Genomic DNA, 16,343 nt, shown 5'->3' with positions numbered 1-16,343 from the left:
TAGGGTAATGCCTGCCTTTCTATCAAAAAATTGATTATGAAAGTATTAACATTAAGCATCAAACAAGAGTTCTTTGACCAGATCAAAGCAGGTACTAAGACATTCGAAGAACGTGAAATCAGGCCTAATAACGTAACCAAATATTGCGTTTTAGATGATGAGGGGTATGTGGATGAGGTAGACGGCAAACCGATCACGGTAAAGTATGATGCTATTAAGTTTTTGACCGGGGCATATAAGGGTAAACGCCCGAGCATGCTAGTTGAGGTAAAAGATGAGTCGGTCATCATATTGACAGATGAAGAAGGTAACGACATTATTTACCTGGATAAAGGGGAAGAATATATTGCATCGATCATTAGATACGAGTTGGGTGAAATATTAGAACAGTAAAATTGCAATTATGAGAAATCGGATCAACAGAAATACCGGTATTTCAAGTAACGTCAACGGTGCCCGTAATATCTACACGGTAGCCCGTCGGGGTCGAAATGCAGGTAGTACTGCACAGCAGTACGGTAATCGTAGGCAGCGTTATGGTGACATGCGCAGAGCATTTGGAATGGCAGGTGGATAAGCTAAACCATACAAGAGAAGTAATTAACCTTATTAGTCAAAAAACTGATAGGGTTATACTTTTTTATAGTGGGGGTAAGGACTCTATCATGCTGCTTAACCAGGTGGCGCCGAAATTCAAAGAGGTAGTGATTGTTTTCATGTATTTGGTGCCGAACCTTAGACACGTCGATATTTACTTAAAAGATGCCTTGAACCGATACCCTAACGTAAAGCTAATCCAAAAGCCTCACTGGATATTGACATATATCCGCAAGTCAGGTAATTACTGTATAGCCGATCCAAAAGTGAAGCTTAAGAAGTTAAAAGACATTGACGATGAAGTAAGAGCTGAAACGGGCATAGAGTATTCAATCTTCGGTATGAAAAAGGCCGATAGCCTCAACCGCCGGCTAATGCTCCAAGGTTATGAAATGGAAGCTATCAACGAAAAGACAAATCGAGTATACCCATTATCACTTTGGACAAACAAAGAGGTATTACGGTTTATCCGCGATAATAAACTCCCGATGCCGATATCCTACAACAAAAAAGCAAGTTCAGGCGTGATGCTTGAAAAGGATTGCTTCCAATATCTGCAAAAGAATTACCCGGATGATTTGGAGAAGATCTATGAGGCCTTTCCCATGAGCAGAGTCATTTTATTTCAGTAACTTTAAAAGAAAAGGCTATATGAAATTAGAAATTGATTTATGCAGACAAATTCTTAAAAAGATTGAGGAGGAAGGTGGTGAAAATGGACTTCAGAAATTTCCTAGAATCGAAAATGTAGAAGATAATTTAGTTTTCTATCAGATCAAGAAAATGCAAGAAGCAGGATATGTATCGTACAAAGTTTATGGAAAAGGACTTCATGACCAATTCGAATACTTTAAAGTAGATGCCACATTTTACGGGCATGAGTTTCTTCGGCAGATGATGGATAACACTATTTGGTCGAAAACCAAGGAGATAATTAAGAAAAAGGGAATTGACTTAACATTTGACACGGTTAAGCTTGCAATACCTCTGGCGATAAAAGCAATTTTTGGTGCACCATAATAGGTGTGCCTTTTATTTGGCAAATAATATGTGATTTTAACATTATTTACATAATGAATAAAAGCAAATTTATAACATCAGAATCTATAGAGATAAATCGTTCTCAGATAGAGCCAGCGAAGTATAATCCCCGTAAGATATCAGAGGAGGCAAAGAAGAAGCTAAAGGCTAATATCAAGCGCATGGGAGTGATGGGGGGTATTGTTTGGAATAAGCGGTCTGGCCGTCTTGTTGGAGGTCATCAAAAGCTAATGATTCTCGATGAGCTGCAGAAGTATAACCGAGAAACTAACGAGAACGATTACACCATACGTGTAGAAGCTGTTGATCTATCGGACCAGGAGGAGATCGAACAAAACATTTTCCTTAACAACAAGAATGCCCAAGGAGAGTTCGACAATGATATTCTTTCAACTCTATTGAACGATATTGAGGTAAAGAATACCGGGTTAGATGACTTCGATTTAAACCTACTAGGCTTTGAGCTGCCAAGCTTCGAGATTGATGAGGTAGAGCCGGAACCATTAGAGGAAATCAAACCTAAATCCAAAGAGGAGAAGAAGGAAGACATCAAGGCCAAGAAAGAGGCATCAACAGAAAAGGCGGTAAACACTGCCCGGGAAGGCAATACCTATGTTATGCTTTCATTCAATGATTACCAGGGGAAAGAGGAGTTCATGAAACGGTTTGATTTAGATCCAAACGCAAATGTAATATCTGGCGATGAGTTCGCTGAACAAATAGAAAGAATTTATTAATATGATCGGGATATTGGAACTACCAATTATTTGGACACATGATAACGAATGTCAGCTTCAAGATTTAGGCATTGAGGTTAAAACGGATTACAATAACACTCGTATGATGGCGTTCTTCAACATCAACGCAGTTAGCCCTCACCATGAGAACGGACACGACTTGACAATGATACACGCCAACAGTGATACTTTTCTGACTACAATGCGGTACGCAGATGTGAAGAGGCTGGTATACGAAGTTTTAAACACAAAATAATAAAAGACATGGAAACATTTTTAGACAGGTTGAAAATTGAACATGACGAACTACATAAGAAGATTAAAGATCTTAGTGCGTTTATATCTACTGACGATTACTATAAGTTAAGTAAAGCGAATAAGATCTTGTTAAGTCAGCAACTTAATCATATGGTAAACTATAGAGAAATACTTATTGTCAGGCTTGAGTTAAATTCAAAGTAATGAGAGTAGTTAAGAAAAGATTGAAGGAGGTTTACTAATGAAAAAACTATCAGAATTAACAGAAATTCAAATGTTTGATTTGTTTGCAATTACATTCAGCTCAAACCATTCGCCAGGATTTAAAACCGCTGAGGTTAAAACTATGCTAACAGATCAAGATTACTGGTTTTTAGAAAGACCAAAGGAAGGCTATAAAGAAGCTGTTTTAGATTACTTAAAAGAAAATGGTTTTGAGTTGCCTGTTACTAGCATTTGGATTTAATGTTTAGGAAGTACTATGGAAAATGATAAATCGCCAATCTGTGATTACTGTAAGAAAGAATCAGGGCTAGAATGGAAAGGAAGTTCCGGCGCTACTGGTGCTCATCTTAACGGAATAGGATGGCTTTACAAGAACGCTTTTCTATACACAGGGGAGAACACACCATTGGCTTTCTGTTCAAAAGAATGTTGTAGGTATTACTATGATACTGTTCTAAAAGTACCGAAGGAAAAGTCTGATAGGGTAAGTAAGATAATCGCAGAGGCAAGGGAAGCGTCATTGAAATCGGTACCCGAAATGGTCGAAAGCATCAATAGGTTTTCAAAGGCGTTAAAAGGAAGGAAATAAGTATGGCAAAGCCAAAGTATGATTACGAAAGCGATCAGTTCAAAGAACGTATAGAGGAACTTGCGCGGAGGGGGTATACCGATAAAGAGATAGCGCTCGAGCTTGAATTGAATCCGAATTACTTTAGTGAGTTGAAGAATAACAATGACTGTATATCTGAACCACTCAAGCGCGCGAGGGCAAAAGTCAATGCGACGGCCCGTCAAAAATACCTTGCTCTCTCCATGGGACTTCTAAAGAAAAAAACGGTTACCCGTAAGCTCCCTTCCAAATTTGAAGAAGATTCTTACATAGATCCTGATGGTCTTGTCGTGTACGAAACGATTGAAGAATTACCTCCGGATAGAGCTGGGCTTGAAAGATGGCTTTACAACCATGATGAGGATTGGAGAAAAACAATTAATGACAGCAAGCGCCTGGATATTACATCCGATGGAAAAGAGATCAATGCTAACCCTTTAGTGTTTGTGTCCGCAAGTGAATTGTCGGAAGATCAGTTACAAGGATTGATAAAGGCGCAGATTGGAGAGGATATAAATGCCGATAGCAGTAACGACACAGGTTCATGATGAACTGGTAGCAGCGTACAACCAAAGAAAATATAATGTCTTCGTTATGGAGGGAAGTTCCCGGAGCTCCAAAACGTACAGCATTATCCAATTTCTTATCAAATACGCAACACTTAACAGGGGAACCCGAAGACGTGTTGCTATCTGTCGTTTGAAAGGTACATGGTTAACGGCAACTGTGCTCCATGACTTTATAAATGTCTTATCAGCTTACGGTCTTTATAACAAAAGGGATCACAATAAGACCAGTAAGATTTATACGCTCTTTGATACAGAATTTTGGTTTATGGGCCTAGATGATCCGCAAAAGGTGCACGGTTTTGAATCGGACATATTTTGGATTAATGAGGGGATCGAAGCAGGATATGACGACTACGCCCAATTGATGCAGCGCTGTAAAGGCTTCGCAATTATTGATTATAACCCATCGGAGACTGAGCACTGGATCTATGACCGTATTTTGAAACGGCCGACTACATGGTACAGCCATAGTACTTTCCGTAAGAATCAGTTTATCTCTCCGAATGCCAAAGCACAGATCTTGTCGTATGAACCGACCGAGGAAAATTTCATAGCCGGTACCGCGGACGAAAGAAAGTGGAAGATTTATGGACTTGGCCAGCGTGCAAGCTTAGAAGGAATTGTATTTGAGCAAGGCAAACACTGGGAGATGATCAAAGAAATTCCAGATTGGGCCAAAAAGAATCACCGCTTCGGTTTGGATTTCGGATATACCAACGACCCGACGGCAATTGATGAAGCATACTGGGGAGAGGGTAATGGTAATATTCGATTCATCAATGAAATCTGTCACCAAACAAATACGATCAATCCCGAGATCGCGACAATAATCAAATTGAATGGTCTCGGCCGTGTAAAAGGCTATGCGGACAGTGCGGAGCCAAAGAGTATCGATGAAATTAATTTGATGGGGGTGAATCTCCATCCAACACAGAAGTTCCAGGGTAGTATCGTTGTCGGTATAGACATTCTGAAACGACAAAAGCTATATGTCACCGAAAGGAGCATAAACACTATCAAAGAACTCAAAATGTACACCTGGGCACAGGATAAAAACGGTGTTTGGCTTAATCAGCCTGTCGCCGGTAATGACCACCATATTGATGAGATCAGATACATAGGTTTGGCAGAATGGGGCCAAGAAATGACACCAGAAGTACGAGAAAAAACAGCAAAAGCAATGTCAAGTTTACGGCGTGGCGGACGAAGAAATATAAGGAGATCGGCATAATGACAATAGAAGAGCTAAATAAAAAGGACAACTTCAAAGAGGCAAAGCAGTACTTTGAAAAGAACGAGCGCATCGTCGAATACAATAAGAAGAAGTATAAAATTGAGGAGATTCTAAAAGAATATGATCCTCTTCAACATAAAGTAACAGACAGGCGCTTTAGGCCCGATAAGATCCTCTCAGAAGATGGCGAACAGTTTGTCAATGCTATAAATTACGAGGAAGCTGAAATGGCTGCACGCAATGGTGTACAAACCTCAACAGATTATTCGCTCGCATTAGTCAACCGTCTCCCTCTTCCGGTCCAACAAAGGATCGTTCTCGTTGCTGCTACTTTTCTCGTCGGCGAAAGAATCAATATTGAATCCAATGCAGAGGGGAAAGGAAAGGATTTAGAGCGCTCTTGCCGCAAAGTATGGGACGACAATAAGCTTGACTATGAATCGAAGAACATAGCCGAGCTAATGATGTCTGAGACGCATTGCGCTGAGCTTTGGTACGATTACATCGATACCGAATATTGGAAAGGTACAATACTGGAAGCTTCAACAAAGAAAATCGGTGTGATGATACTTGCTGAAAGCAAGGGAGACAAACTCTATCCCATATTCGACGAATATCAAGATTTGGTCGCGTTTGGTCGCGGATATAAGGTTAAGGTCGATCACAAAGAGGTTGAGCATTTCGACTACTACACTAAAGATGTCATTATCAAAGGCGTGATGGAGGGCAACGAATGGAAAACGACACAGCAAAAGAACCCATACGGTGCTATTCCTGTCGTCTACTATTCCCAAGATCGACCAGAGTGGGCCAATGTCCAACCATTGATCGAAAGAAAGGAGACACGATTCTCGGACTTTGCTGATACCAACGATTATTTTGCTGACCCTGCCCTTGTCGCTGAGGGAGAAGTCGAAAACCTTCCTTCAAAAGGTGAGGTGGGCAAACAGTTCCAGGTGAGGAATGGTGGTAAGATCAACTATCTTACTTGGGATAGTGCTCCGGAGTCTACCAAGATGGAATTTGAAATGTTGGATCAAGAGATCTTCGCGAACACGCACACGCCTGACATCTCCTTTGGTACAATGAAAACTTTACTTGGTAATCTATCCGGCATAGCGCTTAAGCTCCTTTTCATGGATGCTCAGATCAAAGCAAGCAAAAAGCAGGAGTATTTTGGCAAGTGTATTCAGAGACGTTTAAATCTGATCAAGAAGATCGTAATGTCTCTATCACCGATGGAGTTTGTGAACGTAGTTCTTGAACTTAAGCCGATTTTCAAAAGCTTCATGCCTGTTAATGAAGTTGAGTATAACACTATGTTGATAAATGCTTTTAATGCTGGGATGATCTCCAGGAAGACCATGATCGAAATGTCAACATTAGTAAGGAATGCTGAGGAAGAATTAAAGGAGGTTTTAAGTGATCTGGAAACAAAAGAGAAAAATATTAAACAAAATAATGTGAATATAACATAATTTACATATTTTAGAGTTCCAATACGATATGTGTTATTTTTTGTGTTTAGGCCGTCTGAAATTATTTGGGCGGTCTTTTTTATATCATCAAAATAAAAAGTTTAAAAAAAGTTTGATTTATATTTTGAAATAAGGTTAACAGTGTTTAACTTTGTGTAACAAATAAGAGGAAAATAATAAACACAATTAGAAGTTATGAACACATACAGTAAGTACATACCGAATGTATTTCTAGCCAAATGTGCAGAGCAGCACAAAAAAGGCGATGTAATAAATGTTGCAACCAAGTATGGAAAAGAAAATGAAAGTATAGTATTTAATCTGATTTATGTTAAAGAAGGTTTTTACTATTATTCAGTTATTCGCGCCGATGGTTTCAATATGCAAGAGAGGGCTAAGGCAAAATCTGAAAAGTATGCAAGCTGGTCATCTTCTGCTAGTAAAAAAAGCGATGCATATTATGAAGCTTCTCAAGAGGGGAAAGACTTTCTTGTTTTAGCCGAGCCAATTAAAATAGGTCACCACAGTGAAAAAAGACACAGGGCATTAATTGAGCGTAATCATAGTAGAATGAGGAATTGTATTGCTCAGCAAGAAAAAGCAGGCGACCATCAATCAAGATCGGAATACTGGGCTAATAGAGCAAACGATATTAATTTGTCAATGCCTGAAAGCTTAGAGTATTATGAATACAAGCTTGAAGAAGCTAAAGATCGTCATGAAGGGCTGAAAAATGGAACTATCGAACGTTCACATTCATTTAGTTTAACATATGCCAAAAAGGATGTAAATGAACTCACTAAAAAAGTTGAGTTAGCAAAAAGGCTTTGGTTGTAATATAAAACCCCAATAGCGAGAAGCAAACGACACGTAGTCGGTTGGGAAGCCGAAAGGCTAAAATATAGGCCGTATGGTGTGTAAAGAGATTTTGCAACGGGTCGGGATACCACATGAAACAAAGGTCTTAAAATGACGGCTCGGAAAGACGAGCAAACGGTCTATTGGCTCAGTTGGTTAAAGTGCTCGGTTGTCAGCCGAGAGATCACGGGTTCGAATCCCGTATAGACCGCAGAAACCCGTCGGTTGTGCCGTAAGCCTAGAGGCAAGGTTATTAAGGCAAATAAGTGGGCAGTATAAGCGTGCCGGTTAGCGATATGCTGTTTGGGTGAAACTCCCGCCTTTTTAGTTCTTTGAAAATATACATGCTGCAAAATAGTAATCCTTTAGAGGGATTCGTCCCAAAATATTGGTTATGGTTGAAACACCTTCGAGCATGTTAAAAACATAAAGCAGTGTGGCGGAATTAGACGCTATTAAGCAGTAGGATGATTCTCTAAGCTGAGGACTGTAGGAAATGCCAGTTGGGGTAGTCAGGCGAAAAAGAGATCTGAATGTAAAAAAACTAGCAACAGCGATCGGTGTAATTCCGAAGATAAAAGTAAAAAATGAGAAGCACAACATCTTTGCAGGCAACCAATCCTGCCCTTGCTTTAAAATTGGAGGTGTGGCGGAAGGGTAGACGCAGTGCAGGCATGCACCTAGGTTGTGGCGTGTAATATAGACAAGCGACCTCAGTAATAAAATTACAACCATTACAGGTTCGAATCCTGTCGCCTCCACTCACAATTAAATTTGTTCTTTAAAATGAGAAAATTAGGTTATCTATTCGCGCTATGCGCGCTTATGCTATCGTTCACTTCTTGCTATGATTTCAGTCGTGAACAGGCTTTAAAAGACGCGGAAAACAAAGGAAAGGCCACATTGGTCGAATCTGAAAACTCCAAGAAAGCTTTAATCGAACAGGCAAAAGCTGAAAATGAAAGCGCAACACTTCAGGCGGAAGCTAAAGTGAAAATTGCAAAGGCAGAAGCTCAGGCAGAGATTGAGCGAGCAAAAGGAGTAGCTGAAGCAAACAAGATCATTGGGGAATCGCTTCGAGGAAATAATGAATATCTCCGATACTTGCAAATTGATGCGATACGGGGTTCCAAAGGTGAAAAGATTTACATACCGACGGAGGCAGGTTTGCCCATCATAGAAGCGAGGAAATAATGAAAGCTACAATTCTTTTGATAATGGCATTGGTTGTTGTGGTTCCAGTTGGTATTGTTGTCTATAGAGAACTGTGGCGATACCTCAAAAACAAATAGGTGGTCGGAAAGACCATCTAAAAAGCGCCCGTAGCTCAGTGGTGGAGCAGGACACTCATAATGTTCGGGTCGTTGGTTCGAGTCCAGCCGTGGCGCACGACGGTGAAGTCAAATAATAAAAATGTTATGTCTAAAACAGTAAGGGCAAAATTTAAAGTCGATGAAGTAACTGATTATGGTTACGGAGCAAAAAGGGTAAAACTATCAGCGGTTTATTCTCATGACAGAAATAGTGAGGACAACCAGTTCAGTCAAGCGACACCAAGCGGATCAATTGAAATGATGGTTACAAATCCTGATGCGTTGGAATTCCTGCAACCGGGTAAATCTTACTATGTTGACTTTAGTGAAGCTGGAAACTAACATTGACAGCCGGGGAAGTTCCGGCCTTGTTTAGCACTTTTCATAATTTAGGTTTATAATTGGTTACTAAGCCCGACACCTCCCAAGTGATCGGGCTTTTTCGTATATTTGCTAAAACCAATATTTATGGCAAAGAATAAACTTAAATCCACGCACGAAGGACAACTAACGATTGGAAATGTAGTAGTAGATGTTGCAGTGCTGGAAGATGGAAAAAGAATAATAACTCAAACAGGTGTCTTTAAGGCATTAGATAGGCCAGTTAGGGGAACAACACGTATTGATCAAATACCAACTTTTATGGACGCAAAAGGTCTGCAACCCTTTGTAAATGAAGATTTAATATCTGTGATCAATAAAGTTGAGTTTATAGGTAAGGATGGGAAAGTAAATGAAGGGTATGATGCTAGCATTTTACCTTTAGTGGCTGATTTATATCTTCAAGCTAGATCAGCAGGAGCTCTAACTAAGGCGCAATTCGATACTGCAAATAAGGCTGAAATCCTTGTGCGTTCATTAGCTAAAGTGGGTATAGCTGCTTTAGTTGATGAGGCTACCGGATATCAGTATGAGCGAGAAAGAGATGCACTACAGGTAATACTCAAACAGTATATCTCTGAAGAGCTTCTTCCGTGGCAACAAAGGTTCCCGCACGAGTTCTATAGGCAAATATTTAGATTGAATGGATGGGAGTATACTGTTGATAATTTAAAAAGTAGGCCTGGGGTGGTTGGAACTTGGACTAACAAGTATATTTATAAACAGCTTCCTAATGGCGTGTTGGAAGAACTTAAGAAGCAAACACCAAAAGATGATAAAGGTAGATTATCAGAACATCTTCACAGAAGATTAACCCCTGACGTTGGTCACCCTAATTTAAACAACCAAATTGTTTCTGTCATAACAATTATGAAGTTGTCAAAAAATTGGAAAGATTTTGACAAAAAGTTTAATGATATTTTCGGCCAGACGTCTTTAGATTTAGAAGATTAATTAATAGTCGTGATGGAACGCAGGCTTATTTGACTGGCTAGTTTCTTGGTAAGATGCTTAGGTTTTTAGGGAAATAGGCTGCTCATCGCCTTTGTAATCCTCCATCATCGTGTGATGCTTGGGGGATATCTGTATATTGGGAGATCAGATATTCATTTATGGAAAGATCATATATTGAAAAGATTAAAATAGTCTTAGATTCTTTTATTGACAAAACAAATGATTTAGGAATTTACCAAACACCCATTTCACTTTCCAGGAGGATCGCTGGAAAAAGCCAGGGAATACCTATTTCAAGCATTTTGTTGGACATGAAGAATTATGGGTTACTTGAAAGTGATTCGCACGTAGTTTTAACAGAAAGGCAATTTTTCCTTACTGCAAAAGGCCGGCAAGTGGTTTTGTTTGATGGTATAGAAAATTTTTTTAAAGATATAGAAGCGAAGGAACAACTGGAACTCAAAATACTCCAACAGACAAACCAGAGTTTTAAATTAAACACGATACAATTTATTATCACCGCAATTCTCGCTGTAGGGACGATTGGGAGTCTATTCATCCAATGGCGAACATTTGAAATGGAAAAGGATAAAACTGAATTGGAAATAAGAGATTTGAAGTCAAGATTAGACTCGATTCAAAAGCCCATTCTAAAGAACAATAAAGATTAAAATAAAGATACAAAAAGCTTTGAAATATCAAAACATTTTGTATCTTTGTGTATGGTTAAATTGTTAATCAAAATCAAGGGCTTTAGCTTGAAAGTGACGATTTCAAGCAGAGCGGTGAAGAGAGTCCTTAAGTGGATAATCTTCTAAAAAAGCCTTGGGGGAACTAGGTTTCCCCAACCTTGGTTTGATAACGTTATTACAAAGATATGAAAAAATTGTTTGAGATGTTTAGACGATTGAAAGCTGGGGAGGAGTTTGAATTCGAGCTCACCTTGGAGTGGTATGATTTGTTAGCGATTTCCTTTGTTGTCTTGGGAGGAATTGCTAGTTTTATTTTATGGAAGTAAAAGGAACTAAAGAGGCATTTGTCCAGATGTTATCGGAGCGAGGCGTTTACAAGAAGCTGGGCGTGGATCGATCTACGGTAGCAAACTGGAAAACCTATCTTAAAGAGGGGCGTTCAATCTCCTTGGATAAGATGGAAGAAATGCTTTTGAAGTATGGGGCAAGTGTGGTCCAGGAGAAGGTTTGGGAGGTTTAATTCTATGATATGATAACAACACGGGAAATAATCTCTGCATGCCAAGTGGCTTTAATTAAGGAAAAGGCTCGGCATAGTATCTACAAAGTTTTGGTTCCTTACGAAAATGGGTTGGTATTAGATCATCACATTCAGGAGATATTCACTTTCGACAACTTAAAGTGGTTCACATATATTGATAACGAAAGGATTGATCTCGGGGATTATCCTGAGTTTTATATTGGGGAGTAAATTGTATTCAAATTATGGGAAATATGATGACATCAGTTGATTTAGGTACACCAGGCAAAATGATATGCCTAGATCCACCAGAGCAGACAAGGGGAAATTTGATAAAAGTACCAAGAAAGCTGAAAAAGAAAATGAAGAAGGAAGGTAGTTGGGGAATGCCAGTATTCACAGTGACAGAAATGCCGATGAATTTCATCAAGGATTTTGAGGTTTGGAAATATGGTAAATCAGAAATTAAGCCATGATTAAGAATATTGCACATATTATCGAACATTGCGGCGATCCTAACTGCTCATTAGAGTATATGGAGTACACCTGTCCAAGTTGTGGCAATGTAGGTGCCGATTATTCGTTTGATTTTTCCGAGGTTAGGCAGGGTAATCATACATTTGAATGCGAAAAGTGTAACGTTAAATTGAAAGCACGATTTGATAGTGGTCACGATTTGGTTGTTGAAACTGCTTAACCCCATGCAACTAACCCACACCATGCTCACAGAAATAGCCTACAAATGGGCGTTGAAACGTTTCCCTGTGGCATACAAGGAAATGAAATCCATTACAAGTGAGATTCCGGATGTTATTGGATTCCGATCAGGTGAAAGTATTGTTATTGAAGTGAAGATCTCCAGGGGTGATTTCCTCCGAGATTTCAAGAAGCCACACCGGACAGGTAAAGCATTGGGTAAGTACCGTTTTTACTGTTGTCCTGAGGAATTGGTGAAAGCAGAGGAGATGCCCGAAAATTGGGGCCTTATCGAAGTTTGTCCAAAAGGTAAATGTACAGTTGTGCACAACCCATATAACCCCAATGGTGGCAATATTTGGCGCAATGGATTTGAAAGTGATATTACATTAGAAAATAGGATAATGTATTCGGCTCTTAGGCGGTCGTTTAGGAAATCCCCCAGCATCGTGTGATGTTTGGGGGATTTTTTTGCCTATATAAATTCCAAATCAATTTCAGTTTTTTCAATGTATTGTGATAATTCTAGAACTAAAGATTCGCTATTAAATAACTCTATTAATTCTTCAACAGATTCATTGACTTTGAAATACTGGTCATCATCGATTCTGATGATTGAATAGTTTTTTAGTTGCTCAAGTGACTTTACAGATTGTGTATTGTACACTTTCGTAGGCAATGAGTTTCCTACTGTTTTGAATTTAAGAAATTGCATACAAAAAATATTTATATAATACAAATATAATGAAAATTATTTTATAATTTTATTAGTGTGCTTATTATGAATTTTTATCATTTCATATATTATGATATTATTTTGTGTAAGTAAAATGAGTTTATTAATACTAAATAGGATAATTTAAGAATTTTTGTTTCACCAAACTTTTTCCTTAAGTTTGTTGGTAAACAAATATTTTATGGAAAGATTTGAACACATTGAATTAAATTCAAGCAGGGGCAACAGTGATCGTCTTATCCCTGTACGAGCATTTTTAGCTGCAAGGTTATCACCTTATGACTTGAAGCTTATAGAAAGCATGAATGATCACAAAGGTACATTGGAGGTAACAGTAAATAAAGAAGAATTTGATAGGGCGGTAAACTTTGCTGGAAGTGCATATAAAGATTATCTATTAAAGATTTTAAAAGAAGCCTGGGGGATTGAAAATGAGGAACTAGTCGAGTTCATAGAAAGTTAATTTTTACTTTGCAAAAAAATCTATTAGTCCCGTCGCAATAACGGGATTTTTTTATTGTGATCACTTTTTATTAAGTTTGACCTATGGCAAATATTAAATACGGCAGCTTAATGTACTTTCCATTTTTAGATAAAATCAAATGGAGAAAAGCTATATCCCAACTATTTGATCCCTCCCTCGAAATAGATTTTAATTTCAGACCGCACATTACTATCCTATATGGATTTGATAATTCAAAATTAAACATTGAAAAGCTCCATAATAATACTAATAAATTCTTGGAAAAAAATCCTCTTAACTTGAATGCAAAACAAATCACTACCTTTCACAACACCCCCCAGGTATTAAAGATAGACATTATTGATTTGAATGGTAATCTATTTAAGCTTAATGAAATCATCAGAAATGAGTTTTAATGTGTTGTTGAATATCCTAAATATTTGCCGCATATAACAATCGGAGCTATTAATAATGAAAGCGCAATCAGTTTTCATAATAAAATTGAATTGATGGAGTTTGGTTTTAAATCTCTTAACGATGGCGTCATAAAGTATTACGATGGTATAAAGAATATGTCGATTTGCACATCTATTTGATAACTCCCATTTATCAATGAATAAAACTTAAAATCACTTATAATACACTCCTATAAACCATTCTTTTGTATGTAAATATGTTATAATCACATAATTTTCATATGAAAGAAAAGATATTGTCAGCCTTAAAAACTAAGTATAAAAACCTAGGGTTTGGGGAAAAAGCCTTTTCGGGGGTGGCTGATTATTTGGCTGCAACTGTAACGGAGGAAGATCAAATTGAAACCGCCATTGGTGGGGTCGAAAATTTGCTGAAAGCTTTTCAGGGAGATATTGACAATCGAGTTAATACGGCCGTAGCAAAAGCCAAAGCAGAAAAAGGGGGCGACTCAACGCAACCAGATAAAACGGAAAAAACCGATGAAGAGAAAGTTCCTTCGTGGGCACAAGCATTAATCACCAAAGTGACTAATCTTGAAACCCAAAAGAATGAAGAAACATTAGCTCAAAAATGGGCTAAAGCCGTATCCGACAAGGGTATCAAAAATGATAAACTTCGTGATAAATGGCTCCCAAAATCAGAAGATGAGTTTGAAGACAGCTTGAATGATTTAGTCGAGTTCAACAAGACTATTTCAGTTCAGGAGGCTAATAACAATTCTACTGGTAGACCTGCTGGTTCCGCTTCATCTGATAAAGTTTCCAAAGAAGTTCAATCGAAAATTGATGGTTGGAAGGGGACGAAAGAAACCGCAAAAGAAAGTTAGAAATGAAATCAATTACGTCAACTGTTTACGGGGGAAGCATCCCTGTTTTCCAAATTGATGACGCTACTCGCTCCGTACAAGGTGGTTTTACCTTGGACAAATCAAATGTTTCCGTTGGAGACATTATCGGGCGTGCTACAGTCATCCAATTTGATGAGGCTAATCGATCAGCTAAAGTCGTTAAAACGGCTCGAGTGGTTGAGAATGCCACAGCCTCGGCAACGGCTTATAAAGTTGCTAAAGGTAGTTTATTCGCGGTCGGCGGAAAGTTCGGAGGTAAAACAATTGCCTCTGTCGATAAGACGGATGCCAATTTCGATTTGGTTAATGTTGATGCTTCTATCGGTACCGCTCAAAAGGTGGGCGATGTGATCGTGGAAGATGCAACCAACGAATTTGTTGCATTAAACTACTTAGAATTCAAAGTACACGACGGAGATAACGAAGTAACTCTAGTACAGTCGGGCACAGTTTACGAACGCCGTACCACCGGTATTGGCCCTGTCCTAGGAGCTAAAATGCCTCGTGTTATCCGCTCACAATCTTATTAATAGAAAATGGCAGAACAAGAAAAATTAGATGGGTTCCTGGCACAATTGCAAGTGCCCTTAGATGTGATCCTCGAGCGAGTGAAAGCGGAGTTGAAAACGCCATTATGGTTTACTAAATACTTTGCTTTTGCGCCAAAGCAAGTATCATTGGACTTCGCCACTATTTTCAGTGACGAAACAATCGAGGAAATGGCTGCAGTAATCCATGATGGCTCCGAAATCCCTTTGATGGGGAAAGATGCCCTTGGTAAACTACAGGGGGAAATGCCTACGATCGCTATTGCTATCGATATGACGGCAAAAGAGTATCGTGATTTGATCCAGTTGCAAGCGTTGGTAAACGTCAATGATCAAACCACTTTCAATGCTATCCTAGATAAGATCTACGAGAAAGCGGAGAAGGTTGCGAGCTCGGTTTTACGTCGTATCAACGGAATGGCATTGCAGGCGGTGTCCACGGGTACGATCATCCTTGATACCAACAACAACCCAAATGGTGTAAAGTGGACTTTGAACCTTGGTATTCCGGCGGCAAATATCCGCAAGGTTGCTAAGAAATGGAGTGATCCAACATCAAAGATTTTGACCGAAATCAAAAAAACTAACAAGGAGTTCCGGGATAAAGGTAAGTTCCTCGAAAAGATCTTGGTACACGACACTTTGTTTGATCGCATTCTCGATAACGACGAGATCAAAGCCGGTTTGAAGCAGATCATGAAGCTTGCAAACGATGTAAGCGTGGACTTTTTGACTACCGAGGAATCAGTAAATAAAATGATGCGCCAATTGCGTTTGCCATACTTCGAGATTGTGGAGGCAGTTACTCCGGTCGCTAAAGACGGCGTTAAATCATTGGTCAACTCTTGGGCGGTGGACAACGCGGTATTTATTCCTGCTGGTAATCTTGGTTTGGTTCATAGTGCTTTCAATAACGAAGTTCTGATGGGACAGCCTTCAGTTTACCAATACGGCAGTATCATGGGAGTTCAGATTATGCAATGGTTCCAACGTCGTCCGATGACAGAGTACACAGCTGCTGAGTTTATCGGTATTCCTGGGCACTCGCAAGTTAAAAACGTGGTGATTCTCCAAACTGAAACGGTATAACAATGACAAAAAAAGAAGCC

27 protein-coding genes and 3 tRNA genes are annotated in these 16,343 nt (G+C 39.0%); all 30 read left to right on the top strand.

From position 1 onward, the window contains the following. Positions 1-36 precede the first annotated feature (36 nt). Positions 37-393 carry a hypothetical protein gene (locus J2X77_RS05035; protein ID WP_310079474.1) on the top strand — a complete coding sequence of 119 codons (357 nt, stop codon included), beginning with the start codon at positions 37-39 and terminating at the stop codon, positions 391-393. Between the two features lie 10 nt (positions 394-403). After that, positions 404-577, top strand: coding sequence for a hypothetical protein (locus tag J2X77_RS05030; protein WP_310079472.1), 174 nt, complete (start codon positions 404-406; stop codon positions 575-577). Then, entirely contained in the window at positions 537-1,229 is a 693-nt protein-coding gene (locus J2X77_RS05025) for a phosphoadenosine phosphosulfate reductase family protein (RefSeq protein ID WP_310079469.1), read from the top strand. Before J2X77_RS05030 ends, J2X77_RS05025 begins: the two co-directional genes overlap by 41 nt. Before the next feature lie 19 nt (positions 1,230-1,248). After that, positions 1,249-1,617, top strand: a complete 369-nt coding sequence (locus tag J2X77_RS05020; protein WP_310079467.1) for a DUF2513 domain-containing protein — start codon at positions 1,249-1,251, stop codon at positions 1,615-1,617. A 53-nt stretch (positions 1,618-1,670) separates the two neighbouring features. Continuing rightward, positions 1,671-2,375: a ParB N-terminal domain-containing protein gene (locus J2X77_RS05015; protein WP_409050300.1), complete on the top strand. Its 705-nt coding sequence runs from the start codon at positions 1,671-1,673 to the stop codon at positions 2,373-2,375. A gap of 1 nt (position 2,376) precedes the next feature. Continuing rightward, on the top strand, positions 2,377-2,631 hold the full coding sequence (locus J2X77_RS05010; protein WP_310079463.1) for a hypothetical protein: 255 nt from the start codon (positions 2,377-2,379) through the stop codon (positions 2,629-2,631). 8 nt (positions 2,632-2,639) lie between these two features. Further along, on the top strand, positions 2,640-2,837 hold the full coding sequence (locus J2X77_RS23680; RefSeq protein ID WP_409050299.1) for a crAss001_48 related protein: 198 nt from the start codon (positions 2,640-2,642) through the stop codon (positions 2,835-2,837). A 37-nt stretch (positions 2,838-2,874) separates the two neighbouring features. Continuing rightward, positions 2,875-3,099: a hypothetical protein gene (locus J2X77_RS05005; RefSeq protein WP_310079461.1), complete on the top strand. Its 225-nt coding sequence runs from the start codon at positions 2,875-2,877 to the stop codon at positions 3,097-3,099. A 15-nt stretch (positions 3,100-3,114) separates the two neighbouring features. Beyond that, entirely contained in the window at positions 3,115-3,447 is a 333-nt protein-coding gene (locus J2X77_RS05000) for a hypothetical protein (RefSeq protein ID WP_310079459.1), read from the top strand. 2 nt (positions 3,448-3,449) lie between these two features. Continuing rightward, positions 3,450-4,016 carry a hypothetical protein gene (locus J2X77_RS04995; protein WP_310079457.1) on the top strand — a complete coding sequence of 189 codons (567 nt, stop codon included), beginning with the start codon at positions 3,450-3,452 and terminating at the stop codon, positions 4,014-4,016. After that, positions 3,985-5,268, top strand: coding sequence for a PBSX family phage terminase large subunit (locus J2X77_RS04990; RefSeq protein ID WP_310079455.1), 1,284 nt, complete (start codon positions 3,985-3,987; stop codon positions 5,266-5,268). The genes J2X77_RS04995 and J2X77_RS04990 overlap by 32 nt, the downstream gene beginning before the upstream one ends. Then, positions 5,169-6,749, top strand: a complete 1,581-nt coding sequence (locus J2X77_RS04985; RefSeq protein WP_310079453.1) for a phage portal protein — start codon at positions 5,169-5,171, stop codon at positions 6,747-6,749. Before J2X77_RS04990 ends, J2X77_RS04985 begins: the two co-directional genes overlap by 100 nt. 195 nt (positions 6,750-6,944) lie before the next feature. Beyond that, positions 6,945-7,586 carry a DUF3560 domain-containing protein gene (locus tag J2X77_RS04980; RefSeq protein WP_310079451.1) on the top strand — a complete coding sequence of 214 codons (642 nt, stop codon included), beginning with the start codon at positions 6,945-6,947 and terminating at the stop codon, positions 7,584-7,586. A gap of 158 nt (positions 7,587-7,744) precedes the next feature. Continuing rightward, positions 7,745-7,818, top strand: a tRNA-Asp gene (locus J2X77_RS04975). Positions 7,819-8,247: 429 nt separating this feature from the next. Next, positions 8,248-8,368, top strand: a tRNA-OTHER gene (locus J2X77_RS04970). Between the two features lie 25 nt (positions 8,369-8,393). Next, positions 8,394-8,801, top strand: coding sequence for a hypothetical protein (locus J2X77_RS04965; protein WP_310079449.1), 408 nt, complete (start codon positions 8,394-8,396; stop codon positions 8,799-8,801). 122 nt (positions 8,802-8,923) lie between these two features. Next, positions 8,924-8,996: transfer RNA gene (locus tag J2X77_RS04960), tRNA-Met, on the top strand. 29 nt (positions 8,997-9,025) lie between these two features. Further along, complete coding sequence (locus J2X77_RS04955) at positions 9,026-9,262, top strand: hypothetical protein (protein WP_310079447.1); 237 nt, start codon at positions 9,026-9,028, stop codon at positions 9,260-9,262. 126 nt (positions 9,263-9,388) lie between these two features. Then, on the top strand, positions 9,389-10,255 hold the full coding sequence (locus J2X77_RS04950; RefSeq protein ID WP_310079446.1) for a P63C domain-containing protein: 867 nt from the start codon (positions 9,389-9,391) through the stop codon (positions 10,253-10,255). Positions 10,256-10,413: 158 nt separating this feature from the next. Further along, on the top strand, positions 10,414-10,926 hold the full coding sequence (locus tag J2X77_RS04945; protein WP_310079443.1) for a hypothetical protein: 513 nt from the start codon (positions 10,414-10,416) through the stop codon (positions 10,924-10,926). A 206-nt stretch (positions 10,927-11,132) separates the two neighbouring features. Then, on the top strand, positions 11,133-11,273 hold the full coding sequence (locus J2X77_RS04940; protein WP_310079441.1) for a hypothetical protein: 141 nt from the start codon (positions 11,133-11,135) through the stop codon (positions 11,271-11,273). Then, positions 11,264-11,467 (top strand): hypothetical protein, encoded by a 204-nt coding sequence (locus J2X77_RS04935; protein WP_310079440.1) that lies wholly within the window; start codon positions 11,264-11,266, stop codon positions 11,465-11,467. Before J2X77_RS04940 ends, J2X77_RS04935 begins: the two co-directional genes overlap by 10 nt. 9 nt (positions 11,468-11,476) lie before the next feature. Beyond that, the gene (locus tag J2X77_RS04930) at positions 11,477-11,698 is read left to right on the top strand and encodes a hypothetical protein (RefSeq protein WP_310079439.1); all 222 of its coding nucleotides are present in this window, start codon (positions 11,477-11,479) and stop codon (positions 11,696-11,698) included. 14 nt (positions 11,699-11,712) lie between these two features. Further along, positions 11,713-11,943: a hypothetical protein gene (locus tag J2X77_RS04925; RefSeq protein WP_310079437.1), complete on the top strand. Its 231-nt coding sequence runs from the start codon at positions 11,713-11,715 to the stop codon at positions 11,941-11,943. Positions 11,944-12,168: 225 nt separating this feature from the next. Beyond that, a complete protein-coding gene (locus J2X77_RS04920) occupies positions 12,169-12,618 on the top strand; it encodes a hypothetical protein (RefSeq protein ID WP_310079435.1) in 450 nt (149 codons plus the stop codon). 462 nt (positions 12,619-13,080) lie between these two features. Then, positions 13,081-13,362: a hypothetical protein gene (locus J2X77_RS04915; RefSeq protein ID WP_310079433.1), complete on the top strand. Its 282-nt coding sequence runs from the start codon at positions 13,081-13,083 to the stop codon at positions 13,360-13,362. A gap of 83 nt (positions 13,363-13,445) precedes the next feature. Then, positions 13,446-13,778, top strand: a complete 333-nt coding sequence (locus J2X77_RS04910; protein ID WP_310079431.1) for a hypothetical protein — start codon at positions 13,446-13,448, stop codon at positions 13,776-13,778. A gap of 281 nt (positions 13,779-14,059) precedes the next feature. Further along, complete coding sequence (locus J2X77_RS04905) at positions 14,060-14,665, top strand: hypothetical protein (RefSeq protein ID WP_310079429.1); 606 nt, start codon at positions 14,060-14,062, stop codon at positions 14,663-14,665. 2 nt (positions 14,666-14,667) lie between these two features. After that, on the top strand, positions 14,668-15,216 hold the full coding sequence (locus J2X77_RS04900) for a hypothetical protein (protein ID WP_310079427.1): 549 nt from the start codon (positions 14,668-14,670) through the stop codon (positions 15,214-15,216). Between the two features lie 63 nt (positions 15,217-15,279). Beyond that, a complete protein-coding gene (locus J2X77_RS04895) occupies positions 15,280-16,323 on the top strand; it encodes a major capsid protein (RefSeq protein ID WP_310079426.1) in 1,044 nt (347 codons plus the stop codon). The last annotated feature ends 20 nt before the right edge of the window (positions 16,324-16,343 follow it).

The organism is Sphingobacterium sp. 2149 (genome assembly GCF_031455655.1).
GTDB lineage: Bacteria > Bacteroidota > Bacteroidia > Sphingobacteriales > Sphingobacteriaceae > Sphingobacterium.
The sequence above is the reverse complement of the archived record's forward strand: the minus strand, read 5'-3'. Positions and strand labels throughout refer to the sequence as shown.